The organism is Aliiglaciecola sp. NS0011-25 (assembly GCF_040370605.1).
Taxonomy (GTDB): Bacteria; Pseudomonadota; Gammaproteobacteria; order Enterobacterales; family Alteromonadaceae; genus Aliiglaciecola; species Aliiglaciecola lipolytica_A.
This window is the reverse complement of the sequence record NZ_BAABWR010000015.1, coordinates 54,660-80,215: the sequence shown is the minus strand read 5'-3', so window position 1 is coordinate 80,215 and position 25,556 is coordinate 54,660. Positions and strand designations below refer to the sequence as shown.

Here is a 25,556-nt window from a genome sequence, read left to right as displayed (position 1 = left end):
ACCTTTCGCTAAAGTTAACCGTTTGGGTGCTTTAACCTGGTTTGTACTGGCGGTGCAAATTTAGCGAAACGCAATATTCAGCTGTGAGCGTTAGTTTAAATCACGCCGCTAGCGTATTCACTTCATTTATCTGTGGCAACATCTAACTGTTGTATATGCAATTGAATCTCTATCTCCGAATCTGTGGCATCTTTAGAAAAGTAGTGCCCTTGAATAGGATCAATCACTTCGGGACTATGGCTCACCGCGGTGGGAATAAAAAAACTGTTAGCCAATATGCCGTTAGTGGGATCAAATCCCTTCCAGCCAGCCCCCGGTAAATAAACCTCAGCCCAAGCGTGCATAGAACCAACCGCCCGATTGAAAGTATACTCAGCACCATTTTCGGCCGGAGGATCATACAAATAACCACTAACAAATCGAGCGGCTAGGCCAAGTTGACGAACCACAGAGATAAACAAAACGGCCATATCTCGACAGGAGCCTGAGCCTAACGAAAGAGTGTCATTTGGCAGCTGTATGCCTTCTTCATCTCTGCGTATATAACGAATGTCTCGACGAATCGCTTGGTTTATATCCATTAAAAATTGAATAATATCCGGATGTTTCGAAGGCGAGGGAACCGCTTGCTGATACCAATCGAGAACTTGCGATTGGTTCTGTTGTTGCGGATCTAGAATATAGGGAGTGAGCGCTTTTACGTCAGCACCACGATATTCAAATGGATATTCAAGGGCGTAAGATTCAAGTAAAAAGTCGTAGGGGTTGTCATCATCAATCTCAACATCGATTACCGTCAAAAATTCCAAAATTTCTGACTCTGTCAGTCCGAAGTTACACTTGAGTAATGAGTTACCTTCAACATCACGCACAAAACTTTGTTGTGAAGGGGGAATGGTCTCAACATCAAAACGATGGACACGTCTTAAGTGACCTTCGATTGGACGCAGATATAAACTATGTCCTGAAAAACTAACAGGCCCAGTGTAAGTATGACGGGTTAAATGCTCGATGCGTAATTTCATAAAATTAACAATGCCATGCTTAACTATTCAAGTTAGTTGAGGTTATACGCTATATAGTGGCTATGCAATCAACCTAGCTACTTGTTGGGCAACTTTTTACTGGTTCAATTATGATTAACACACTTTCCATGGGTAAATATCACCCCAAAGAATAATAGTCGCTAGTATGGCTTTAAACTCAAATTCGAGCTTTAATTTAAGGCAACCCCACCGTCATTTTTTGTAACTTATCATCACCAGCGAGAAACTGATTATTGAGTAGAATGGATAGCTATTTAAGTGACTGTTTACTTGTCATTAACTTGCAACTTAAAACTCAGTAATGTTTTTTCTACTCCGGTTGATTTGCTCTCCAGTTACGTAAAATACCATTATCATCATCAAAAGATGCAGTAATCGTTATCAATAGAACTGCACCAATAATTTCTGAATAATGCCAAATAAAACCTTTTTAAACCTCCAATTTATGGGCTTGTTTGGTATCTGCAATAATCGCAATTTAAGATCTATTAAGATCGATTTTGTATTTTAAACGCCCCGAATTATCAATTTTATTTGTCGTTATTGTTAGATTAAGAATATCAGGAATACAATTTATTAACATATAAGCTTGCGTAATCATACTTACGTGTGTGATGATGGTCTTATAATAAAAGTAAGGCGAGTTACACCGCGTTTAGCTAAGTATCCGATTATGTCGGAGAAGCAGGAGATAATAAAATGGCTTATATTTTTGATGCGGTACGAACTCCGCGGGGCAAGGGGAAAGAGGGCGGTGCGCTCGCAGCAATGAAGCCTGACGAGTTGGTGTCTAAGCTCATTGGAGCGTTACAACAACGTACCAATTATGAAATGAAACCAGATGCTTTGATATTAGGCGCTGTAGGTCAAGTTGGTTCTCAAGGTGGCAATATTGCCTTGGTTTCAAAATTTAGAGCGAAATTACCGGATTCTACAACGGCTTTTTCACTCAACAATTTTTGTGTATCTGGACTTACTGCTATCTCCCAAGCAGCCGCAATGATTGAGGCTGGACAAGGAGAAATTGTCCTCGCCGGAGGCGTTGAGATGATGTCTAGTGTGCCATTTATGGCAGATAACGCAGATTTTTACACGGACAGAACATTACCCGTTCGTAGTCGTTATTTATTGGTTGCTCTAGCCGCTGATCGCTTGGCTGAAGAGCAGGGTATTAGTAGACAAGAACTTGACCAAGCTGCGTTATCTTCTCAGCAATTAACTCAGGCTGGTGAAGGGACGGGCCTAGTTGCATCACGAATTGCTGTAAACGGTTTAGACCGTGAAGAGTGTCTGCATGTTGGTAGCATAGAGTCGTTAGCATCGCTCAAGCCTGCGTTTGGCGGCGCGGCTAAATACTACAAAGACATCCTTGGTCGAGAAATTGACCATCGCCACACTATCGCCCATGCACCACCCATTTCAGATGGCGCTGGTTTGGCGTTAATTGGCGCAAAAGATGCCATTGATGCCAAACCTCGGGCACGAATAGTGGCCTGTGCTGAAGTCGGTGGTGATCCTGCAGAGTCTTTAACTGCCGGTATTGCAGCGATGGAAAAGGTATTTGAGCGCTCTGGTTTGTCATTGGCTGACATGGACAGGATTGAATACATGGAAGCGTTTGCGGTAAGTATTGTCAAATTTATCCGTGATTTTGATGTTGCGCCCGAAAAAGTTAACGTTGCGGGGGGACATTTAGCCAAAGGCCATCCTTTAGGCGCATCAGGTGCAATATTGTTATCAACCTTATTGGATACCTTAGACGTTGCGAACGGACGTTATGGTCTTGTGGTCGCAGCGGGAGCCTCGGGTATAGGCAGTGCCATGATAGTTGAGAGATTAGGGGAATAGAATGAGTGAGCAGCAAAAAACAATCGATATTGTCGCTAAGCATAAAATAACCCTCGAGCAGGCCATAGATGCCGTTAAAAGTAGGAAAAACTGGAGTCCTTTTAAAGACTCACCATCTACTAAAATACACGGCCCTGAAAAGCCAATTTTGGGTAAAGCTGCATTTGAAGCGCATTTGAATCAACCTTTTAAACTTGATTTACCGGGCATTAAAGCTTGGGCGGGGGCTGAAGTTTCGCCTTTTACCCAAGCAGCACTTGGCATAACGTATCCTCTTTGTGATCCTGAGATTAGCATTGCTGCTGCGAAAAAAAGCATGCCGGATTGGGCAAAAGCTACGCCTGATTTAAGGATTGCACTTTGCCTAGAAATGGCTGAGCGCCTGTACGATAGAAATTTTGAAATGGCCCACTCAGTTATGCATGTTGCTGGGCAAAGCTATACCCAAGCGTTTAGTGGCTCTGGTCCCAATGCCTTAGATCGTGGCATTGAAGCATTAGCTTATGCATCTATTGCCATGGACAATGTGGTTCCAAAAGCGCAATACCAGCGCACATTTGGTCGGGAACAAGTAAACCTTGAGAAAACTTACACACTTGTACCTAAAGGCGTTGGCTTGGTAATTTGCTGTGCGTCATTTCCTACGTGGAACGCATATCCGGCAATGTTTGCAAGCTTAGCCACAGGTAACCCGGTTGTGGTGAAACCTCATCCTATCGCTATTCTGCCCATGGCTATTGTAGTTGAAACCTGTCGTGCGACTTTGGCAGAGTTTGGATTCGATCCCAATTTGGTGACCTTGGCTGCCGATACTATTGCTGAGCCAATTGCTAAGCAATACATTGATCATCCTGATGTGCAGATTATCGACTTTACTGGTAGCCCTCGTTTTGGCAGTTATTTGGAAAATACTGTTACTCGTAAGTTGCTATATACCGAAACTGCAGGGGTAAATAGCGTTGTTGTTGAGTCGGTAGACAACCTAGCCGAATCGATGCGCGCCATTGCTCGGGCGACGAGTTTATTTTCGGCGCAGATGTGCACCAGCCCGCAAGTTGTATATGTTCCAAAGGATGGGATAAAAACCGCCAATGGACAGGTTAGTTTTGAGCAAGTAGCGCAAACAATCGTGAATGAAATTGACGCCATTGCTGAGGATCCCAAAGTCGCGGCGGGTATTATGGGGGCGATTCAGGGGCAAGTTAGCCTTGATGTTGTGGAAGCTGCCACTGCTATGGCTAATCAAAAAGGATTAGCCATTTTACGACAAGCCACAGCTTACCCACATCCAGATTTCCCCAATGCACGAACACGCACACCACTTGTGATCTCGGCCAAATCTGAACATAAGCAAATGTATTCAGAAGAACGTTTTGGTCCGGTGCTATTTATTGTAGCGGCACAAAGTGCCGATGCGGCGGCTGCTGAAGCCACAGAATTGGCGAAAACTCGGGGGACAATTTCGTGTTATATGTATTCAACCAATGAAGATTACATCGATCGCTGGGTTGATGAATACGCTCAAGCAGGGGCAAACCTTACAATTAATCTGACTGGGGCCATGTGGATTAATTTTGCTGCGGCATACAGTGATTATCACGTTACAGGATTGAACCCCGCAGGTAATGCCTGTTTAGCCGATCTGTCCTTTGTGGCTTCTCGTTTTCGCATAGCTCAACGACGTAGACCTATTAGCAAGGGCGTAGCATGAGTCAGAATGTGTATATTGTCGGCGCAGCAATGACGCCCTTTGGCAAACGATTAGAAGATACAGTCAAGTCATTAACGACTCAATCAGTTGAAGCAGCATTGCAAGATGCAGGGGTAGAGAAACGCGCCGTGCAAGGGGCGTGGTTTTCGAATACTCGTCAACAAATGCTCGAAGGTCAAAATACCATACGTGGGCAAATTGCGTTGCGAGCTGCTGGGATTGAAGGTATTCCAATTATCAATGTAGAAAATGCCTGCGCATCAGGCTCTACTGCGGTCCATCAGGCGATGACTGCAATAAGAGCCGGCATGGTGGATATTGCTTTGGTGGTTGGCTCTGAGAAAATGGTTTACAAAGATAGACCAGAGAAAGTTGCCGCTGCATTTGCTGGTGGCACTGATATTCACGATCAGCAAAGTGTTCTTGATTATATTGTTTCTATTGGTGGCGAAAAACCCGGTCCTGATCGCAGTTTGTTTATGGATTTGTATGCCGCTCAAGCTCGCGTACATATGGATAGCTTTGGCACCACTCAAGAAGATTTCGCCCGTATTGCTGCCAATACTCATTGTCATGGGCAACATAACCCTAATGCCCAGTACCGCACACCTTTTACGGTTGAGCAGGTATTGGCGGATAAAAGCATCGTCTATCCATTTACCCGCGCTATGTGCGCACCTGTAAGTGATGGCTCTTCAGCTTTAGTTCTTTGCAGCGACAACGCGCTTAAAAAAATTGGTCGCTCACGAGCGGTGCGTCTTTGTTCTGTCGCCTTGTTAAGCACTATTAGCCGCGACAAGTTCGATTACACCCATCACATTAGTCGTCGCGCAGCACAAGCTGCCTATGCCGAAGCTGGCATTGAAGCTAAAGATATAGACGTCATTGAAGTACATGATGCAACGGCTTTTTCTACGTTAGTGCAAATTGAAAATTTAGGTTTGTGTCAACCAGGGGAGGTGGGAGCAGGCCTCAAAAAAGGAGACTTCAAAATTGGTGGCAGAGCACCAATTAACCCTTCAGGAGGCTTACTTGCTAAGGGGCATCCTGTTGGTGCAACCGGAATCGCACAAATGTACGAGTTAACTGCACAATTGCGTGGTGAAGCTGGCGCTAGACAGGTGCAAGGTGCCCGCATAGCGGTCGCTGAAAATGGCGGTGGATTCCTTGGCGTGGAAGAGGGAGTAACCACAGTGGCGGTATTGGAAAAAGCCTGATTTAGGACGAATCTAATTCGCTATCTATCTTCAACCTTATTTACCAAGCCTGTTCCATGCCCGTGCTTGGCGACGAATAATTTAGATAAAACAGCCAATGAGAGTGGTACAGATGAATGAGCCTAAAGCGTTAAACCTAAGACTGCCGGTGTTTTGTGCACCGATGTTTTTAGTTTCTGGTCCGGAATTAGTGATCGCTGCTTGTAAAGCAGGTATCTCTGGTTCGTTTCCCTCGACCAACACCCGCACGATTGAAGAGTTAGATGAGTGGATGAACAAAATTTCCAGTGCATTAACCACAAATGATGCGCCTTGGATTATGAATCTGATCACGCATTCAACCTACACGCGCTTAGAGCAAGAATTAGAACTTGTGGCCAAGTATAAACCGGCAGTTGTGATCACCGCACTTGGTTCACCAAAGCCGGTTATGGAAACCGTAAAATCCTACGACGGAATGGTATTCGCCGACGTTGTGGACTTAAAACTTGCTAAAAAAGCAGCTGAAGCTGGGGTTGATGGCTTAGCTTGTATTAGTGCCGGTGCGGGTGGACATACCGGTCAACTTTCTCCTTTTGCTTTTATATCCGCGGTGCGCGAGTTTTTTGACGGTTATATCGCGGTGGGCGGTGGTATTTCAGACGGTGCAGGTGTGGCAGGTGCGATAGCCGCGGGGGCTGATTTTGTTTATATGGGAACGCGTTTTTTGCCGGCTAAAGAAAGCATGGCGCAAGCGGAATATAAAGACATGGTGGTGGCAGCGAACGCTGATGATCTGATTGTGTCAGCCGCAATTACTGGAACAAAAGCATCATGGTTGAAACCGAGTTTGCAAAAAGCTGGAGTCGACCTCGACACGCTAGCCGATAGTGCGAACAGAGATTATTCTGGCGGCGGAGACAATAAACGCTGGAAAGATATATGGGCGGCTGGACAAGGCGTTGGCCGCAGTCGTGCAATTGAAGCCGTTGCCGATATCGTTTTTGATCTAGAGCGAGAATATGCTGCTGCGATAGAACGGTTTAACACGAGAACAATAAAAAGATCAGTTTGAAATTAAGCCGTTAACGACAGTGAATCTTTCTTGAGTAAGTAAAACAAGGTGCTAGTAGTATGAACAACATATTGGATGGAGTGCGTGTTTTAGATTTTGGTCGTTACATTGCGGGTCCTTTTTGCGCCACACTGCTTGCCGATCTAGGTGCAGATGTGATTCGCATCGAAAAACCTGCAGGCGGCGAAGATCGTTTCACCGTACCGATTAATGACGCAGGAGAAGGCGCATATTACATGCAGATTGGCCGTAACAAACGCGGTATAACCTTAAATCCAGCTTCACAAGACGGGCGTGAAGTGGTGCGTCGTTTGGTGAAAACCGCTGATGTTGTCGTCGCGAACTTGCCTTATCCTGCGCTTAAAAAATTAGGCCTAGATTATGAAACTCTGGTGAGTATCAAGCCGGATATTATTCTTACAACTGGTTCTGCATTTGGTTCTACCGGCCCTTATGCCACGCGAGGTGGTTTTGATACTGTCGCTCAGGCTATGTCTGGCAGTATGTATTTAAGTGGTAGTTCAGATGAACCAGCAAAGTCTTTTGCACCTTATAGCGATTTTGGAACCGCATCATTGAGTGCATTTGGTACTTTGGCGGCGCTTATCCATCGCTCAAAAACAGGGGAAGGGCAAATTGTAGAAGGCACATTGTTAGGCACCGCGTTAACTTTCAATAATGCCGCGTTAATGGAAGCCGCTGTTACTGGTCTAGAACGAACAGGTAGTGCCACTCGAGGCCAGTACAATGCTCCAACCGATTCGTTTCGTACCCTCGACGGTTATGTCACTGTGCAAGTGGTCGGCGCTGGCATATTTAAACGTTGGGCTAATTTAATGGCAGAGAAAAAGTGGTTAGATGATCCAAGATTCAGCTCCGATCAATCTCGCGGCGATCACGCAGATATCATTTGTCAGCGCATGTCAAAGTGGTGTGAGCAACGAACAAACAGCGAAGTACTAACCGAGTTAGCCCAAGCGGGTATTCCATGTGGAGAAATGTTGCGTCCTGGTGAAGTCGTTAGTAATGAGCATATCGTGGCAGCAAATATGTTCCAGTATTGCGAATATCCTGGAGTAGCAAAAACAGCACCTATTGCTGATCATCCAATCCGTTATTCGAAAACCAAGGTAGAAGACTTCAAGCGAGCACCAACCTTGGGAGAACACACAACTGATATACTTAATGAGATTGGTTTTAGCGCGGAAGATATTAAAGGATTTAAAGCAAACGGCGTTATTTAAGGTGGTTAATCATCCTGCTTATTGAGCTTTCCACGACTGTTGCTTATTTGCAGCGTGTAAGTAGTGTCAGTAGGAAGGACTTCTTGATGACAAGACGAGCAAGCCATTTCAAGCCTCAGTGGGTTCCCACATATTTTATGGGTGAGTAGAAGCGGTGGACCTTCTGGAGACGGAAGCCATTTGTCCCCCCACTGCAACAAGGTCAGTATGATAGGGTATATACCGATTCCTTTTTTGGTCAGTTTATATTGAATCCGACGCGAATCGCCCGGCACTTCTGTGGTGGTGAGGAATCCGTCTTCACATAGCTCGGAAAGACGATTGGATAATATATTAGTGGCGATATAAGTGGCTTTAAGAATTTCTTGGAACTGATTGATGCCACTGAATAATGAGCGAAATATTAACATTCCCCAACGGTCGCCGATGATTTGAATACTGTCATCGAGTAAAGTTGTGCTACTGCCTGCTTTTGATGATTGTCGCCGTCTAGCGCTGTACTTAGCTTCCATTTCTCCGGCACCAGGACCGGTTTCCCAGCTCACATCTAGCGGACTAATTTCAGTACCGCATGACGCACAGGCAGGAAAAGGTTCGGTGGTGTTACCACAGGATTTATGGGTTAGAATAATCTCGAGTTTACCGGATTTTTGCCCCCATTGACGTTCCCAATGGAGCATTGCTAATGCAACAGGGTAGAGATCGACAAATTTTTCAGTGGCCTTGTATTCATATCGTTTTGGTCTTTCACTGTAAGCAACTTTAACCATACAACCTTTATCGATTAGTCGTTTAAGCCTATTGCTTACTACCGGTTTTAAGAGTTTTGTTTGTTGACAAAATTCATCGAAGCGACGGGCTCCAAGCCAATAACTTTCCATTATTAGCAAAACAGGGCTATCACCTATAATCTCAAGTGCACGCCAAATTGAACAAGTTTGAATGAGTTTTACATCTGCCGAAGTACTCTTCAAATTAGTCGATTCATTATTTTTTACCACTTCTGACAGTTTCCAATTTTACTATTTTCGATATTTATAAGGGTGTGATTATGAAAGTTAACGACAGCGATTATCGTTTGTGATTCTCTATACTATAACCCACAATTTCGAAAGCGTAACCTTAAAATTATGCACAAAAAGCTTAAGCGCTAATTGGTTTTTTAATGAAAGTAATAAATATGCTCATTGGTTAAGTTGAGCACTAAATTCTTGCCAATCTATGCTAATTACATACTTTAGTCTCTTGTGAATTAGTGATTATCGGTGCCAACAATAAAAGAGGCACAAGTTGTTGCACTGCCTCCAAGGTTAAAAATTCCGACGTTATTGGCGTTTTTAATTTGATAATCAGCACATTGATTGGTTGTTTGCTTATACGCATCTAACATCATTCTGACGCCAGTAGCGCCAACTGGGTGGCCAAGACCAATGAGTCCTCCGCTGGGGTTGATAGGCAAGTCACCGTCAAAGTTGATGATGTTGTTTTCAATGGCTTTCCAAGATTCGCCAGGGGCGGTTAAGCCGAGATGGTCAATCAGCATGTACTCGGTCATTGAGAAACAATCGTGCACTTCTAATAAATCTAAACTATGCACACTTTCCAAACCTGCGCGCAATAATGCATCGTCAAAGGTGCGTTTAACATGGGGAAATATCAAGCCATTATGTTCGCTCAACTCTAACTTACGATTCATCAATAAAGGCGCACTGCGATGTCCCCAGCCTTTTATCCTAGGGATTGAAGATAATGAAATGTTGTTTTTTGCCGCATATTCTGCCGCGTATTTTTGATTTGCTAGAAATACAACTGCTGCGCCATCGGTTATCTGTCCGCAATCTTGTTTTCGCAATCGGCCTTCGACAATTGGATTAAATTCATTATCATCGGTAAAGCTTTGTGCATAAAATTGCCAATTTCGGGTTTGAGAATTGGGGTTGCGTTTGGCATTTGCAAAGTTAAGTTCCGCTATTTTTGATAAATGACGGGTATCGAGGCCATACTTTTGCTGATAATGCTCCAGCAAGTCAGCAAACATTTTAGGCCAAACGTAACGACAACCTTCGGTTTCTTTCCCCACCCAAGCGGCCGATCCTAAATACTCAGCCCCCAGCGCAGAGTTGACATTGCGCATTAGTTCTATGCCCATCACACAAGCTACTTGGTAATGGCCAGATTCTAAATCGCGCATGGCACTTAATAAGGCCATTGAGCCAGAAGCACATGCAGCTTCGTGTCTTGACGTTGGAATGTCACCAAACTCCGGTGCTGCGTGGGCAAAAAAACCGTTTAGTTGCGCTTGTCCGGTGAATAGATCTGAAACAAAGTTGCCTACATGAGCAACATCCACATCTTCTGCGTCAAGCTTAGAGTCGATTAAACCTTGTTGCAAACAACTTTCAAATAAGTCGTAAATACCTTTGTCTTCTCGAGCCCAATTGCGACTGAAATCAGTCTGATGACCACCTAAAATGTAAATGTTTTGCTCATTCATAGCGTTCTCTTTTAATTACTAAAACTTTTATAACCCGACAGCTTTTTCGCCGTTTACCCAGCATGTGTGGAATCCAACAGGCACGCGACTGGGTATTTTTAGTCGACAAATCGGCCCCGCATCCACTTTTTTTGCATCTAGAATGATGGCTTCACTTTCACCAGTGTCAGCATAGGTGAGAAAACTAATGAGATATCCATCATCTTCATTTACCGCATTATCTGCTGGTGCAAAAGGTGTTTCAGAGCCACAAGAACCTTCTGGGAAGGTATATACTTGCTTTTCTCGAGTTTGGTGATCAAATTTAAACACGCCACTAAAATTAATTAACGAATCCGTTGGCATGAGTGTGGAATAACTATATCGATACTTTTTACCTGTGTAGAAGTCGGCATTGATCATGGGAAACTCAACATTGGCATCGTCAAGTTGCTCTTCTTGGGTTTCTCCGGTGCTTAAATCAAATGTCCAACGATACAGTTTTACATCTTTCCAGGTGCCTGCAGACTCCATTCTTTCTATTACCCCATCTCCAGGTTTGCGCGGTGAAATAGGCTCAGGTTGGCGGCATCCATCCATGATGATTTTGCCATCTTCTTCATAGGCGTTAACCGTGTGGTACATATAACATGCGCTAGCATCAAACCACTTAATGTCTGCTTGATCTCCATGTCTGGGGATGACGGCGAAACGACTTGGGCGGTCTTTGAAAAAGTGTAAACCGTGGCTACCTTTATTCCAATGCAATGGTAAGTCCATCAAGATTGAATAGTTTTCAGTAATCGCCATGTCGTGAGGAAGCCTTGCCCCAGGTAAAGGTATTTCAACATAGTTTGTCAGCTGTCCGTTTTTATCCACTACACCGTATGTCATATATGGTTCTTCCATGTTGTAATCGAAGAACATCAATTCACCTGTGGCGTCATCAACTTTACAATGGGCGGACATCTGTCTTGGCAGTTTACTATTAAAGGTTTCCTGTCCTTCCGTTTCCAGTGTCACAGGGTTTACTCTGTAAGGAATGCCGGTTTGATAAAAGGTGGTTAGAAGAGCACCGTTATGCCAAACCACATCTGTATTTGAGGCATCCTTGATGGAAAAGTCACTGCCACTGCCTGGAGGAGAGTTAGGATCAGGGCGAGGCATCGCATATCCTGGCCACAATATTTTTTGCGCTTCACTTTCCATATTAAAGTGTTTGGTTCGGATCCAGCGATTTTTATAACTTGCTTTACCATCTTTAAACGAGAGGGTGTGTAACATGCCGTCTCCATCAAACCAATGATGTGGACCTTTACTGGCAAAGCGCGGGTTAGCACCGTTTCTCACATAAATGCCAGTGAGATCTGCGGGTACTTGACCTTCTAAAACCTCCAGTTCTTGTTCGCTGTGCTCGAACTTTGTTGGACCTAATGCTCCGTGTAAATAGGGGTTAACATTGTGATAGTGATCTTCGGAAGCGGTCCATTCAGGTGTATCTTGTTGCTCATACTCTTTAATCAAATTACTTTTCATGGGGTTTCCTTATAGTACTCAATTTCTGCTGTAAATCGTGTTTAATCGGTTATTTACGATGCTATGGAGAGCTTATGACGCATAACCTTACCTAATGGATTACGAGGTATTTCATTCACTAGAATGAGTTTCTCTGGGAGCTTGAATGATGCGATATTTTGTTGTTTTAAGTAGTTAACAACATCAGCCAAAGTGAGGTGTTTTTCTGGTTTTAAGGTGGCGAATACGGCGATACGTTCACCCAATATTTCACAAGGGTAGGGGGCTACCGCAACATCTAGAATATCGTCATGGGCATTTAAAAGGTTATCTAGTTCAGCGGGCGCGATATTCATTCCGCCACGAATAATTAAGTCCTTGCATCGACCAATAAAGGTATAAAAATCTGGATCTTCAGAGGAGATTTGAAACAAATCACCAGTTTTGAAAAATCCGTCATCGGTAAAGCAACTTTCGGTTTTTTCAGGAGATTTATAATATCCATCAAATACACCAGCACCTTTAATTTGCAGTTCACCAGACTTATCGTGAGCCGATACTTGCTGATTAGTTTCAACGTCAATTAATCGAGTCTCTAGCAGGCTACTTGCGCGGGGAAACAATCTTGCCCGTTTCTCTGGACGATCAGTTTCATTTGGGCCACACAACAAACTCATCCCTTCGTTTGAACCAAAGTGATTAACTATTTCGATATCGAAAAGTTCTTTGTAGCCTTCAACCATCCACACATCTAGCGGCGCTGAACCTGAGCCTATAGCTCTAATAGTTGAAAAATCGACGGCATTTTTTAGCTTTTCATCTTTGAGTATCGTGTTTAGCAACGCGGGAGGTGCAAGTGTGTAATTGACTTTTTCAGTCACTATTTGTTGTAAAAAAACCGGTAAATTCAAAGGGTGGTGTAATACCAGTTTGCCACCGCTGTATAACCAACTTAAAAACATTCCACCGATAGATGCCATGTTGATCAACGGAAAAGGATTAAGCAATGTCTCGTTATCTTGAATTTGATTTCCTAAGTAGGTGGCTTTACCAATCGCCAACCATTGGTTGTGACTACGAGGAACGCCTTTCGGGGTGCCTTCGGTGCCTGATGTCCAACAAATTGTAATGAGATCATCGGCACTAATGGTGTGCTGCTGGCGGTAATCATTGTATAAAGATGCTTGTAAGGATTGGGTCATCTGTAACGACAAATTAGATACAGTACCGCCTTCACCCCAGCTCAGTATTTTGGGTGGCTGAGTTTGTAGCTCCGCTAATTGAATACTGCGCTGCATGCGTTCTAATAATGAGGTTTGTTTAAATTCTGGGTTTAAAACAATTGCTTTGGGTTGCAGTACGTTAAGGATGGTTGATAGTTCGCTTTCCTGATATTGCACAGGCACTGGGCTTAAAATAATTCCTAAACGTGAGGCAGCAAGGTAGGTAAATATTAATTCCACTACATTCGGCATTTGCACCAGAATAATGTCATCTTTACCTAAACCATTGTTCAATAAAACCTTGGTTAACTGATCTACTTTATCTTTTAGCTGGTTATAGGTTAACCGTTGAGGTTCGCTGCCGACTAAATCTTGTTTATCTAGTGGGTCAACTAAGGCATCACGTTCAGGGAAACGAGCGGCAGTTGCTTCAAATAAGTCATGAAGTCTTTGTGTGCCCCATTCTCCAGAGTTGTGGTACTGGGTGAGTCTATCTTGTTTCGAAATTATCATACTAAATACCCTAATTGACCTGATAAATGTGTTTGCTTTCAGACTTATGGCTAAATTTTGACTTTCCTAACGATTGAGTTCGGGGAGTCGGCATAAGGTGATGGCTGAACTGCATTACAAAGGTCATAAATCGTAATCCTCTATTAGAGTGACGCTAAATCACCGCCTAGTTAGGCGGTGTGAATTAACAACTTAAATTTTAGAAGTTATAGGTTAGTTCCAAGGCAATACTTCTAGGGCGATCGTATATGCCGTAATAGGCAACACCTGTTCCGCCGGTTAGGGTGGTTGAAAATGGTAATGAGTTCGATAGCGTCATTACTCTTTCATCGGTGATGTTGTTAGCAATCAGCGCCACTTTCCATTGGTCGTCGTAATCGGCTAAGGCTACCCGTACTCCCCATCTAGTATAGGCATCTTGTTCGGTATTCGGATCTATAGTGACACCCGCGTTGTACTTGTCGCTATATTCCATATTTAATCCATAAGTCAGATAGGCCCAATCGCCGAGATCTTGCTGGTATTGCAGTCGCAGACTTCCAGTAAGCTCAGGTGTATAAATCGCGCTTTCACCAGCAAGGTTACATAATCCATCTACGCTAGAGCTTAATACCTGATCAGGTAAAACCAGATCTGGAGCACATTGCGCCACATCAAAATCAAGGTATTCAAAATTCAAGTAAGCCAATGAAGCGTTGAGTACCAAAGACTCGGAAAGCAGCCAGCGACCGTCTAATTCGATACCTTTGGTTTCTGCTTCGGCTGCATTTTGTACGTTAAAACCGACAGTGCCATCAAATTGAGTGACTTGCAGATCTTCGTAATGCGTGAAGAAGGTAGCGGCATTGATTTCAATATAACCAAAACCAAATTTACCGCCTATTTCATAACTTGTAGCTTGTTCATCTTCAAATTCGAAAGAGCCTGGATTAACGGGATTATCAGGATAACTATTTGAGCGAATATCAAAGCCTCCGCCCTTACTACCTTGGGTATAAGAGGCGTAAAACATGGTATCGTCATCCAATTCGTATTGAATATTCAGTAATGGATCGAGTTGAGATTCTTTTCGAGTACCCTCTAAATCATGGGCATATATTTTTATCGCACCCATCATAACTTCGAAGCCGGCTTGGGGGCCAAATGCAGGAGAGCCTGGGAACAATGCATCGGCTGGTATACCACTGGTATTTTCGCCGGGTAAGTTCAGTACTCGATGTGCATCTTTTTCTTCTTTGCTATACCTTGCGCCAGCTGTCAAAGACAGCTTGTCGGTTATCCGCCAATTTAACTGAGCAAAGGCTGAGAATACTTGGGAGTCTTGTGAAAAATCTCTGTCCCAGCTACCGTTAACAATAGGTACGAAAGCAGGGTTTGCCGCAAACGTAGAGCCAAATAAAACGTTATCGTAGGTAATTAACTCATTGTCTTGTAAATAAATTCCGGCAATGTAGTCAATATCACCATCGGTTGGCGAGGCAACTCGTAGTTCTTGGCTCCATTGTTTGAAACGTTCCCCTTGAACTGAGCCGTTGAACAGATCTAGTCCAGTATAATCCACGTCAATGAGTTCATCGGTGTCATACTTTAAGTATGCTGAGGTTGAAGTGAGCGTAAAGTCATTTACCTCGTACTCCACTTTTAGCATTACGTTTTCTACTTTGTTGTCGCTTTCTTGGCCGTTATTTTGCGACTTGTAATCTTCATCAGTTTCAACGTAGAGTGCGCCACTAAAAATGCTTGAATAAGTACCAATAGGAGAGTGGTTTTCAATGGCTCTTCCGGCGGTATCAAAATTAGCGGTTTCGGCTTTCAGTAAAATGTTAAGGTCGTCATAATCCCATTCAAGCATACCGCGTAAATAAAGCTGCTCGGTATTGGGTTCAGTGCGCTCTAATGTTGTATTTTCTATCCAACCATCCATTTCGCGGTATGAGGCAACAAAACGCCCTTTTAGATTTTCGGTTAGCGGGCCGGAAATAATGCCGACTGTTTTAAATTCTTCCTGTTCGAATTCATATAGGGTAGAAATGGACGCTTCAAATTCATCTGTAGGTCGAGCAGACGATAGGCTAATAGCCCCAGCAATGGCGTTTTTACCAAATAAGATTGGCTGTGGTCCACGTAAAATTTCAACTCGTTCTAAATCAACTAGCGGTAACTGAATGAGTTGATCGCGACCGTAATACACTTCATCAACATACATAGCTACAGATTGTTCGAAACCTTTATTCCCGCCCGATGAAATACCGCGTATGCCTATTTGATTGGTTATGCCTGATTTGGTAATCGTAAGATTAGGAACAGAACTAGACATATCAGTTAATGAATTAATATTGGTGTTTTTTAACATGTCGCCAGATATTGCGCTGATGGAGATAGGAACATCCTGTAATCCTTGGGATCTTTTTTGTGCTGTTACCTCTATCACTTCTAGCGATAATTCTGAATTTGTGTCCTTGGTCTCTTGCGCTATTGAGTTAACACTGTAGCCCATTAAAAGTGCTGAAATGTATATAGCTATAGGCTTTTTTCTGTATTTAATTTGCATCGTTTGCTCCTAAATGCTTCAAACCGTGAATTATGTTTATTGAATAAATTTGTTGGTCTAATAACGCAAGTGATGTGACAATATACTTGTGGGTTTCTTAATGCAAGCTTTATTGTTAATTAAATGTGTATTTATTTAATAATATGTAACTATAGGAGGGGCGGAAGTTTGATAATTTATTTGATTTCCACAACTTGTGGTTAAATATCAGCGTATTAACGATTTATGATTAGAAAATGAATGTTGTTATTGTTAACCCCTTGCTTTGTTTTAATGATTGAATGGGATAGAGTTTATGTATGAATATTGAAACTCAAATAATCACCAACCCTGTGGCCAGAGCACTAAAAATCGTCGGCGATCGCTGGACTATACTGATTTTGCGAGATGCATTTTTAGGACGGCATAGATTTAGCGAATTCAGAGAATATAGTAAAATTGCCAGAGGAACATTGACCAATCGTTTAGAGTTTTTGCTTGAACAAGAGGTTTTACAAAAAGTACTTTATAGCCAAACTCCGCCTCGTTATGAATACAAACTCACCACTAAAGGTCTTGCATTATATCCTTGGGCGTTAATGGTTTGGGAGTGGGAAACCCATTGGGTGAATCAACCAAATGCTAAGTTGCCCTTGGTATTACAACACAATGTAGATAGCCAACATGAGTTAAAGCCAATCTGTGTATGCCGGAATTGCCGCTTAGAGGTTACCTATAAAGATGTGACAAGAGTAGAGAACAAAAGTATTGGTATAGTTCACACTGGCAATGTTGTAGATAGTATGAATACCCAAAGGCGCTCAAGAGGTTCCACTGTATCCGATGCGGATCATCGACTTGGACATATTATCGAAATTATTGGTGATCGCTGGAGTAGTCTGATTATAGCGAGTGTCTTTTTGGGGTTAAGCCGTTATGACGATTTTCAGCACAGCCTAGGTATTGCTACAAATATATTGGCAGATAGACTTAAGCAAATGGTCGACTTAGGGGTGCTAAAAAGGAATTTGTACCAACAGTCACCATCCCGTTATGAATATAAACTCACCGAAAAAGGAGAGTCCTTGTACGGTATGACGCTAGCATTGAGGCAATGGGTTTTAGATTATTTTACACCTATGGAACGACCTTATAAACTTATTCATAAAGCCTGCGGACATGATCTTGATGTGGATGTGATTTGTGCAGTTTGTTTAAGCAAACCCCAACCAGATAAAGTGGGGTTTACTGTTATCAAATAGTTTAACTTACTATTTTAAAGCTAATTCTCAGTGTGTTTTAAGCATGCGTTTCAACACTTTACCGACAGGCGATTTAGGTAATTCATTAATCACTTTTATCACTTTGGGAATTTTGTAAGCAGCTAAGTTTTTACGACAATGTTCAATAATAGTGGCTTCAGAAATGACATTTTCTTTTAGCACAACAAACAGTTGGACAGCCTCACCGGTATCCTCTGACTCTATTCCTACCGCAGCACATTCCTGAACATCGGAAAGTCGGTTAACCACTTGCTCTATTTCTGCTGGGTAAACATTGAATCCTGAGACAATAATCACATCTTTTATGCGATCAACAATATAGACAAAACCTTCCTCGTCGATTAACGCTATGTCACCTGTTGCTAACCAGCCGTCTTGTAATATTGCAGTTGTGGCACTTGGATTGTGCCAATATTCCTTCATGATTTGCTTACCCTTTATAAACAACTCACCTTTTTCGCCGGCCGCTAATCTTTGTCCTTTATCTCCAATAACCTTAATTTCTACTCCTTGCATTGGTTTGCCAACGGAGCCTAATCGACGATCATGTTCGCCGCGATTAATAATGACCCCAGCCGATGATTCTGTTAACCCGTAACCTTCATTAATCTGACAGCGTGTTAGTTCTTCCCAACGTAAAGCAACACGCTGGTTAAGAGCCATTCCTCCAGACAAGGTGAATTTTAAGCCTGAGAAATCAAGGGTTCTAAATAACGGATCTTGGCATAACATGTTAAATAGCGTGTTGATGCCAACAAAAAGACTAAACTTGCTGTCTTTTAACGCATTATGCAGCGCAGGTATATCTCGTGGGTTGGTAATTAAAATGCTGGTTACACCATATATTACGCCCACCACAATATGACCTACAAAAGCATAAACATGATACAAGGGTAAAGGTGCGGCGAAAATTTCATTACCAGCTTCAAATACCCCGGTGGTATCCCAAAAGCTGCGAGCGGCACTAACCAAATTTGCATGGGTTAATACCGCTGCCTTGGCTAATCCTGTTGTACCTCCAGTGTATTGTAACAAGGCTGTGTCGTCTGGAGAGGCGTAGACTGGCGTAAATTTGCAATTGCTGCCTTGGGTTAAACAATCCGTATATTCAATTGTATCAACTGTTAAGTTGTTAAGTTCTGCGGTTGCATTATTGATGTAAAACAAAACTGAGATATCAGACTCGTTAACTAAATTGCTGACCATTTCTATAGATGAACTTAATACAATTAGCGCTTTAGCTCCTGAGTCTTGATACATATGGGCCAGTTCATTTTCTGTGTATAACGGGTTAACGTTGACTATCACTAACCCCGCCCGCAAAGCACCCCAAGCTATTACGGCATAGGCAATACAATTAGGTAACTGAAGGGCAATCCTATCACCTGGTTGCAATTCGGTATTCTCTTGTAAATAGGCAGCGAAACTTTTTGATTGATGGTCCAACTCCATATAACTAATACTTTGTGAGCCACATTTAAAAGCGTTGTTTTGACTATATTGTTGACAGCCTTTGTCAAAAATAGACTGCAAGGAGGCGGTCTCCGGTAATGCTAAGTTGTTATTAGTATTCATAAATAACTCAAAATATTGGTTAATTGCCAAAAATTATTGGGCACTAAAATGTGTATAGCTATGGCCATTTAAAAGTGCTCCGAATTGATTTCCATTAAGTTTTTTGCACCAGATTGAATAGTTAACTTTAAGGTCGCAGTGCGCGGTAATATGCGTTGAAAGTAGAAGCGGGCGGTATTGACTTTGCTGGTATAAAGATTTTTGTCTTCTGTTTCAGTATCTAGTTTTTGAATTGAAACTAGCGCCATTCGTGCCCAAAAGTAAGCCAATATGGTGTAGCCAGAAAACATTAAAAAGTCCACTGATGCGGCACCTAACTCATCGGCATCTGAAGCCGCAGATTTGCCAATTGTATTGGCTAATTCCAACCAGTCATTGGTTGATTGCTTAAGTGGTTCGATAAATTCTTGCATATTGGGGGTAGATTGATGGGTTTGACAAAACCTCACAATGATGTCGGTAAAGTTGGTTAATAAACTGCCCTTAGAGCCCATCACTTTTCTGCCGATCAGATCTAAGGCTTGAATACCTGTGGTACCTTCATACAAAGTAGAGATACGACTATCACGTTGGTTTTGTTCCATACCCCATTCTTTAATGTAGCCGTGACCGCCATAAACTTGCACACCGTGATGGGCTGCTTCACAACCTAGTTCCGTCATAAATCCCTTGCAGATAGGAGTTAGCAGCGCTAGTAATTGTTTGGCATGGATTTTTTCTTCAACTGACTGTCCATGTTCGGCAATATCGAGCTGTTGGGCAACATAATAAGCGAATGCTCTAAACCCTTCTGCAAATGACTTAATGGTTAGTAGCATACGGCGGACGTCAGGGTGAACTATGATGGGGTCGGCAGGGCCATCTGGATTTTTCACTCCACTTAGTGAACGCATTGCTAATCTTTCTTTGGCGTAGGGGACAGCGCCTTGATAGGCCACTTCTGAATGGACTAAGCCCTGCAAAGCGGTGGTTAACCGAGCTGAGTTCATAAAAGTAAACATGGCTTCAAGGCCTTTATTTGGTTGTCCAAGTAAGTAACCCTTGGCACCATCAAAGTTCATTACACAGGTGACAAAACCATGGACACCCATTTTATGTTCGATGGAACCACAGTTAACCTTGTTTCTGGCAGCTAATTTTCCGTTTTCTACCAAAAACTTTGGCACCACAAAAAGCGAAATACCTGCACTGCCAGCTGGTGCATCGGGTAAACGAGCTAACACAATATGAATGATGTTTTCGGCCATATCGTGTTCACCACATGATATGAATATTTTTGTTCCGGTAAGGGTAAACTCGGTATCAGATATAGGCGTAGCTTTGGTTTTTAATTGGCCTAAATCCGTTCCACAATGAGATTCGGTTAGACACATTGTTCCTGTCCATTTACCGCTGACTAAATTTGGTAGAAAGGTATTTTTAAGCGTTTCACTGCCATAACTAACCAGTGTTTTTATCGCGCCTTCACGTAAACCTGGGTAACCCGACCACGCAACGCTGCCACTGCATACCAATTCATTGACAATGATGTTCATAGATTCCGGCAGGCCTTGTCCGCCGTATTGTTCGGGCATTGCCAATGATGGCCAACCACCTTTACAATATTGTTGATAAGCGGCTTTAAAGCCAGTTGGTGTGGTAACGCCATCTGCACTCCACTTACACCCCACTTGATCACCAACCGCATTTAGTGGAGAAATTACATTTTCAGAAAATTTAGCCGCTTCTTCAATGATTGCCGTTTGAGTTTGACGATCTATCTCAACATCAATATTCAATTGTTGATAATGGTTGGAAAAGTTAAGCAGATCATCCATAACAAATTGAATATCGCGAAGTGGTGCTTTGTAAGCGGGCATAAAATGTTCTCCAAAGTAATGCGTTTTATGGGAGATTGTCGAGCAAATAGCTGAGTCTTCGACCGACAAATAAACGCAGTGAGTTCTTTAATGCAAGTTATGTTATGTTTTAGAGTCTCGTAAAGCAAGTAAGTTTGTTAATGAGTGAACATTTAATTTACATTTATGTAATGAAAGTGATGTTACACAGGGTTTTAACGAGCAATCTATTTGCAATATCAGACTATTGAAAAACTATATTGATAGGTGAAATGCTAGATTGATTAATGCTTATGATGGTTTATTTAAATAAGTTATATCAGGTTAGTTAGAGCCTGACGTTGAGTTTTTATGCTGTTGGAGTTACTCAACCTTTGAGCTGAAAATGTCATCCCATTCACGATCCAGTTGGGTCTGGGCGGCTTGTATCGATATGGCGCTATACATATTATTTTGTTTGTTAACTATGCCAAATCGAAGCAATTTATTTAACGCATCTTCAATTTCGAAATCTATTTCAAAATCGAATCGGCTGGTAAACCAATCTTCAATCTGCTGATCTAGTTGTTCACTGCTGATAGGCTGTTTAAATGTCAGTAAAAAATAATAGGCTAGTATCGCTTCTTTACATTCTTCTTCTTCCGCAGCATCAATTAGATGGTGAAAAACCCCAGCATTGTTGTCGAGATTTTTAAAATAGAGGTTATCAGCCAGTGCTTTCATAAATTTCAATTTACGATTTTTAAACTTACTCCATTCTTTGAATATAAACCCGCCAATTACCCCAGCTCCTGCGCAAAGAGCGATGAGTTCTTGAGTGCCAATTGTCACTGCTTTATCTGACAGACCAATCCAATAACTGATAATGCCTGCCATCAATAATAAAGACGCCCCTAGTTTTGTCACTAACACCACGGTTCCGCCAACTAACGCAGAGCCGCCGATAATGGCTTTGTCTAAGGTGCGCATGCGCACTTCGCTGTTGGGGAACAGCATTTCTAAATCCGCTTTTGGTACATTTTGGAATAACTTGATGATGGTTGAGTCAGGTTCAAAATTAGTCGATTTCATTTTCTTTGAGGCAAAGTATTCAGCGTTTTTAAACTTTATATAAACTGCTACTTTGTCATAGTTGGTGAAGCTTACCTGCTGTTTCTTCAGACCCCAAAACTTGCTCAGTGTTTCGGTTTTCTGGTATTCGCCACGGCGATAAAATACCACTTCGGCGAAATCTTCAAATTCCACTTCCAGCCTAACTTTAAATAAAGACGCTTCATGCAACGCCTCTTGTAAATCCTGTTCGGTAACCTTTTCAAAGTTTGCGGCATTTAACACCTGAGCAAAGGTTTGCGCGAAAACCTGTTGTTTGTTATCTAAGGAATCTTTAGAGGTTGAATGAACGGGCAGGGTGTCTGAGTTAGGATCAAAGGGGGCGTAACTATCTTTTAATATTTCAAGAGTCTGATGATATTCAAAATGTAAGGTGCTCACCAGAATATGGCACAAGTCTATGAACGCATTTTTATCCTTTTCATTGAGCTGGCCTTGTTGCAAACAGGCGTTGATAAGATCCGTTTTTCGTAACGGAATAAACCGATCTTTCTTAATACTTTGCTGCATAAAGGTTTATTAGCCTGTTTGGTTGCGTTTATTCAGGTTTTTCGTCTATGCCCACTATGGCCAACGCCACAGCTTCGGCTACGCGAATACCATCAATTCCGGCCGACCAAATGCCGCCAGCATAACCTGCTCCTTCGCCAGCGGGATACAAACCTGCTACGTTGACACTTTGGTAATCTTTACCGCGTTTAATACAAATCGGTGAAGAGGTGCGGGTTTCAACGCCAGTGAGTAAACCATCCGCTTTGGCAAATCCTTTGGTCTGACGATTGAACGCTGGAATGGCTTCGCGAATGGATTCGGTTACGAAATCAGGTACCACTTTGGATAAATCAGTTAGGGTGATACCTGGGGTATATGAAGGTTTTACATCACCTAATTCTGCACTGGCTTTACCTGCTAGGAAGTCTCCAATTAATTGCGCCGGAGCGTGATAGTTTTCACCTCCAACTGCAAAGGCCAGATCTTCTAAACTACGTTGTAATTCGATACCTGCCAAAGGATGACCTGGATAATCTTGTTCTGGGGTAATGCCAACGACTATGGCACTGTTGGCGTTACGTTCGTGGCGAGAATATTGGCTCATGCCATTGGTAACGACTCTTCCTGGTTCTGATGCTGCCGCGACTACCGTGCCGCCTGGACACATACAAAAACTATAGACGGTGCGTCCATTTTTACAGTGGTGGACTAGTTTGTAGTCAGCTGCACCCAAAATAGGGTTGCCGGCATTGTCGCCGAAGCGACATTTGTCGATCATGCTTTGTTCGTGTTCGATTCGAAAGCCTACTGAAAATGGCTTAGCTTCAATATACACGCCTTGCTCATACAGTGCGGTGAAGGTGTCCCTTGCACTGTGACCCACTGCTAATACTACGTGTTTGCAGCTAAGGTAATCCCCATCAGCTAAATGTAAGCCTTTTATTTTATAGCCGTCATTTTGCGGTTCTAAATCGAGTTTTTCTACTCTTGTACTGAAGCGAAATTCACCCCCTAAAGATATGATTTTTTCACGCATTTTTTCGACCATATTGACCAATTTAAAGGTCCCAATATGGGGTTTACTTACGTACATGATTTCTTCAGGTGCGCCTGCAGCGACAAATTCATGTAGCACTTTGCGCCCGTAATGTTTGCGATCCTTTACCTGACTATAAAGTTTGCCATCGGAAAATGTACCAGCACCACCTTCACCAAACTGCACATTTGATTCTGGATTGAGTGGTTTTTTGCGCCAAAAACCAAAGGTGTCTTTGGTCCGTTCTCGAACTTCTTTGCCCCGTTCCAATATTATCGGCTTAAACCCCATTTGGGCCAAAATTAATGCGGCAAATAAACCACATGGTCCTAGTCCAACCACTACTGGTCGCTCGGTTAATTCATTTGGTGCTTGGGTGACAAATTTATATTGCATGTCAGGCGTGATGCGAACTTGTGGATCCCGCTCAAACTGTTCGAGCAGTTCAGATTGGTTTTTGACTTCCACATCAAGGGTGTAAATGAGTTGAATGTCTCTATTATTGCGAGCGTCATAGCCTCGTTTGAACATATTGAAGGATATTAACTGGCTTGGGGTGATTTTGAGTTTGCTAAGTATTGCTTGCTCAATAGCCTGTTCTTGATGATTTAGGGGTAATTTAATATCCGTCAAACGTAACATAATACACACTCTTTAAACGCCGGACAGCCTTTCTGTCAGGGCGCGATATTTTAAATCAGCTAGTCTGTGATAGATAGCCCTGTTAAATTGTATTTAGGTTGAAAACATCTGGTTATTGTTAACCACAACAAAATTTCAAAGAAACTTGTGTTTTTATCGTGCTTCTTTAAACTTGTCGGCATATTTTCAGCCTAACCAAAATAGCTTTCAATGACCTTTGTAGTGACCGACAATTGCATTAAATGTAAATATACCGACTGTGTTGCCGTATGCCCTGTAGATGCGTTTTTTGAAGGGCCTAATTTTTTGGCGATCGATCCAGTAATTTGCATAGACTGTGCGTTATGTGTCCCAGAGTGTCCGGCAGATGCGATTTTTCAAGATACCGAACTGCCAGCCGATCAACTCCAGTACTTAGCGCTAAATGAACAATTGAGCCAAGAATGGCCGAATATCACTGAACTAAAAGCCCCTCCAGAAGATGCCGACAAATGGAACGGTGTTGTCGAAAAGTTGCCGTTGTTAGAGCGATAGTCATTATTTAGATCTTGTTTTAGCCTTTGAATCCTTTTGCGACTATGTACACTTCGCGAGAGCGTGGGCGAGAGGCATCAGGTTTACGGATCACCACTTTATTAAAAGAACTACGAACGTCTTTCAAATATTCTTCATAGCCAACACCTTGAAACACTTTTGCACAAAAACTGCCGCCAGGCTTTAATACATTGCGGGCCATATCTAGTGCTAACTCGACAAGGTACATTGAGCTGTATTGGTCAGTGGCATTGACACCACTGATGTTCGGCGCCATGTCAGACACCACCACATCAACTTGTTCGTTGTCTAAGGTTGCCACAATTTGATCGTAAACCGCTTCTTCGGTGAAATCACCTTGGATAAAAGTTACATCCAATATCGAATCCATTGGCAAAATATCTGAGGCTATCACTCGGCCTTTTTTACCTACTAAGGGAGCGACTATTTGTGACCAACCACCAGGAGCTGAACCTAGATCCATGACAATACTACCGGGGCGAATTAACTTATCTTTTTCATTAATTTCGATAAGTTTATAACTAGCACGGGAACGATATCCGTCAATTTGTGCTTTTTTTACGTAGGGATCGTTAACGTGTTCGTCCAGCCATTTTTTACTGGTTTTAGAGCGTGCCATAAAGTGAGTCTGCTATTTTTGATGGTTTAAAC

The 25,556-nt window shown here is 42.6% G+C and carries 18 protein-coding genes; 7 read left to right on the top strand and 11 right to left on the bottom strand.

The features are described from left to right. Nucleotides 1-122: 122 nt before the first annotated feature. Complete coding sequence (locus ABWV72_RS14120) at nucleotides 123-1,025, bottom strand: transglutaminase family protein (RefSeq protein ID WP_353371276.1); 903 nt, start codon at nucleotides 1,023-1,025, stop codon at nucleotides 123-125. A gap of 720 nt (nucleotides 1,026-1,745) precedes the next feature. Between ABWV72_RS14120 and ABWV72_RS14115 the strand changes: the two genes are divergently transcribed. From ABWV72_RS14115 to ABWV72_RS14095, 5 genes are all read left to right on the top strand, one after another. Beyond that, entirely contained in the window at nucleotides 1,746-2,894 is a 1,149-nt protein-coding gene (locus tag ABWV72_RS14115) for an acetyl-CoA C-acyltransferase (protein WP_342804609.1), read from the top strand. 1 nt (nucleotide 2,895) lies between these two features. After that, entirely contained in the window at nucleotides 2,896-4,605 is a 1,710-nt protein-coding gene (gene paaN, locus ABWV72_RS14110; RefSeq protein ID WP_342804608.1) for a phenylacetic acid degradation protein PaaN, read from the top strand. Further along, complete coding sequence (locus tag ABWV72_RS14105; protein WP_353371274.1) at nucleotides 4,602-5,822, top strand: thiolase family protein; 1,221 nt, start codon at nucleotides 4,602-4,604, stop codon at nucleotides 5,820-5,822. Before paaN ends, ABWV72_RS14105 begins: the two co-directional genes overlap by 4 nt. Nucleotides 5,823-5,934: 112 nt before the next feature. Then, entirely contained in the window at nucleotides 5,935-6,876 is a 942-nt protein-coding gene (locus ABWV72_RS14100; protein WP_353371272.1) for an NAD(P)H-dependent flavin oxidoreductase, read from the top strand. Between the two features lie 59 nt (nucleotides 6,877-6,935). Continuing rightward, nucleotides 6,936-8,120: a CaiB/BaiF CoA transferase family protein gene (locus ABWV72_RS14095; RefSeq protein WP_353371270.1), complete on the top strand. Its 1,185-nt coding sequence runs from the start codon at nucleotides 6,936-6,938 to the stop codon at nucleotides 8,118-8,120. Nucleotides 8,121-8,125: 5 nt separating this feature from the next. On the opposite strand, the gene ABWV72_RS14090 is transcribed toward ABWV72_RS14095, so the two are convergent. From ABWV72_RS14090 to ABWV72_RS14070, 5 genes are all read right to left on the bottom strand, one after another. Further along, the gene (locus tag ABWV72_RS14090; RefSeq protein WP_353371268.1) at nucleotides 8,126-9,121 is read right to left on the bottom strand and encodes a winged helix-turn-helix transcriptional regulator; all 996 of its coding nucleotides are present in this window, start codon (nucleotides 9,119-9,121) and stop codon (nucleotides 8,126-8,128) included. A 251-nt stretch (nucleotides 9,122-9,372) separates the two neighbouring features. Then, a complete protein-coding gene (locus tag ABWV72_RS14085; RefSeq protein ID WP_342804604.1) occupies nucleotides 9,373-10,614 on the bottom strand; it encodes an acetyl-CoA acetyltransferase in 1,242 nt (413 codons plus the stop codon). A 27-nt stretch (nucleotides 10,615-10,641) separates the two neighbouring features. Next, a complete protein-coding gene (locus ABWV72_RS14080) occupies nucleotides 10,642-12,129 on the bottom strand; it encodes a carotenoid oxygenase family protein (protein ID WP_342804603.1) in 1,488 nt (495 codons plus the stop codon). A 53-nt stretch (nucleotides 12,130-12,182) separates the two neighbouring features. Further along, nucleotides 12,183-13,844, bottom strand: a complete 1,662-nt coding sequence (locus ABWV72_RS14075) for a class I adenylate-forming enzyme family protein (protein WP_353371265.1) — start codon at nucleotides 13,842-13,844, stop codon at nucleotides 12,183-12,185. Nucleotides 13,845-14,043: 199 nt separating this feature from the next. Further along, nucleotides 14,044-16,395 carry a TonB-dependent receptor gene (locus ABWV72_RS14070; RefSeq protein ID WP_342804601.1) on the bottom strand — a complete coding sequence of 784 codons (2,352 nt, stop codon included), beginning with the start codon at nucleotides 16,393-16,395 and terminating at the stop codon, nucleotides 14,044-14,046. 299 nt (nucleotides 16,396-16,694) lie between these two features. On the opposite strand from ABWV72_RS14070, the gene ABWV72_RS14065 reads away from it, so the two are divergent. Further along, nucleotides 16,695-17,636 (top strand): winged helix-turn-helix transcriptional regulator, encoded by a 942-nt coding sequence (locus ABWV72_RS14065; RefSeq protein WP_303500607.1) that lies wholly within the window; start codon nucleotides 16,695-16,697, stop codon nucleotides 17,634-17,636. Nucleotides 17,637-17,663: 27 nt separating this feature from the next. Here the strand turns inward: ABWV72_RS14065 and ABWV72_RS14060 are convergent, their stop codons facing one another. From ABWV72_RS14060 to ABWV72_RS14045, 4 genes are all read right to left on the bottom strand, one after another. Beyond that, the gene (locus ABWV72_RS14060; RefSeq protein ID WP_353371262.1) at nucleotides 17,664-19,232 is read right to left on the bottom strand and encodes an AMP-binding protein; all 1,569 of its coding nucleotides are present in this window, start codon (nucleotides 19,230-19,232) and stop codon (nucleotides 17,664-17,666) included. Nucleotides 19,233-19,300: 68 nt separating this feature from the next. Next, nucleotides 19,301-21,091 carry an acyl-CoA dehydrogenase C-terminal domain-containing protein gene (locus tag ABWV72_RS14055; protein WP_353371260.1) on the bottom strand — a complete coding sequence of 597 codons (1,791 nt, stop codon included), beginning with the start codon at nucleotides 21,089-21,091 and terminating at the stop codon, nucleotides 19,301-19,303. A gap of 342 nt (nucleotides 21,092-21,433) precedes the next feature. Then, nucleotides 21,434-22,678, bottom strand: a complete 1,245-nt coding sequence (locus tag ABWV72_RS14050; protein ID WP_353371359.1) for a TMEM143 family protein — start codon at nucleotides 22,676-22,678, stop codon at nucleotides 21,434-21,436. A gap of 40 nt (nucleotides 22,679-22,718) precedes the next feature. Further along, entirely contained in the window at nucleotides 22,719-24,350 is a 1,632-nt protein-coding gene (locus ABWV72_RS14045) for an NAD(P)/FAD-dependent oxidoreductase (protein ID WP_353371258.1), read from the bottom strand. Nucleotides 24,351-24,560: 210 nt separating this feature from the next. Here ABWV72_RS14045 and fdxA point away from each other — a divergent pair, with 210 nt between their 5' ends. Further along, nucleotides 24,561-24,884, top strand: a complete 324-nt coding sequence (gene fdxA / locus ABWV72_RS14040; protein WP_216048394.1) for a ferredoxin FdxA — start codon at nucleotides 24,561-24,563, stop codon at nucleotides 24,882-24,884. A 19-nt stretch (nucleotides 24,885-24,903) separates the two neighbouring features. On the opposite strand, the gene rlmE is transcribed toward fdxA, so the two are convergent. After that, nucleotides 24,904-25,524, bottom strand: a complete 621-nt coding sequence (rlmE, locus tag ABWV72_RS14035; RefSeq protein ID WP_216048395.1) for a 23S rRNA (uridine(2552)-2'-O)-methyltransferase RlmE — start codon at nucleotides 25,522-25,524, stop codon at nucleotides 24,904-24,906. Between the last annotated feature and the right edge of the window lie 32 nt (nucleotides 25,525-25,556).

Coding starts and splice junctions, on each gene's coding strand:
- ABWV72_RS14120 (WP_353371276.1), bottom strand. CDS start 1,025: ATGAAATTACGCATCGAGCATTTAACCCGTCATACTTACACTGGGCCT.
- ABWV72_RS14115 (WP_342804609.1), top strand. CDS start 1,746: ATGGCTTATATTTTTGATGCGGTACGAACTCCGCGGGGCAAGGGGAAA.
- paaN (WP_342804608.1), top strand. CDS start 2,896: ATGAGTGAGCAGCAAAAAACAATCGATATTGTCGCTAAGCATAAAATA.
- ABWV72_RS14105 (WP_353371274.1), top strand. CDS start 4,602: ATGAGTCAGAATGTGTATATTGTCGGCGCAGCAATGACGCCCTTTGGC.
- ABWV72_RS14100 (WP_353371272.1), top strand. CDS start 5,935: ATGAATGAGCCTAAAGCGTTAAACCTAAGACTGCCGGTGTTTTGTGCA.
- ABWV72_RS14095 (WP_353371270.1), top strand. CDS start 6,936: ATGAACAACATATTGGATGGAGTGCGTGTTTTAGATTTTGGTCGTTAC.
- ABWV72_RS14085 (WP_342804604.1), bottom strand. CDS start 10,614: ATGAATGAGCAAAACATTTACATTTTAGGTGGTCATCAGACTGATTTC.
- ABWV72_RS14080 (WP_342804603.1), bottom strand. CDS start 12,129: ATGAAAAGTAATTTGATTAAAGAGTATGAGCAACAAGATACACCTGAA.
- ABWV72_RS14075 (WP_353371265.1), bottom strand. CDS start 13,844: ATGATAATTTCGAAACAAGATAGACTCACCCAGTACCACAACTCTGGA.
- ABWV72_RS14070 (WP_342804601.1), bottom strand. CDS start 16,395: ATGCAAATTAAATACAGAAAAAAGCCTATAGCTATATACATTTCAGCA.
- ABWV72_RS14065 (WP_303500607.1), top strand. CDS start 16,695: ATGAATATTGAAACTCAAATAATCACCAACCCTGTGGCCAGAGCACTA.
- ABWV72_RS14060 (WP_353371262.1), bottom strand. CDS start 19,232: ATGAATACTAATAACAACTTAGCATTACCGGAGACCGCCTCCTTGCAG.
- ABWV72_RS14055 (WP_353371260.1), bottom strand. CDS start 21,091: ATGCCCGCTTACAAAGCACCACTTCGCGATATTCAATTTGTTATGGAT.
- ABWV72_RS14045 (WP_353371258.1), bottom strand. CDS start 24,350: ATGTTACGTTTGACGGATATTAAATTACCCCTAAATCATCAAGAACAG.
- fdxA (WP_216048394.1), top strand. CDS start 24,561: ATGACCTTTGTAGTGACCGACAATTGCATTAAATGTAAATATACCGAC.
- rlmE (WP_216048395.1), bottom strand. CDS start 25,524: ATGGCACGCTCTAAAACCAGTAAAAAATGGCTGGACGAACACGTTAAC.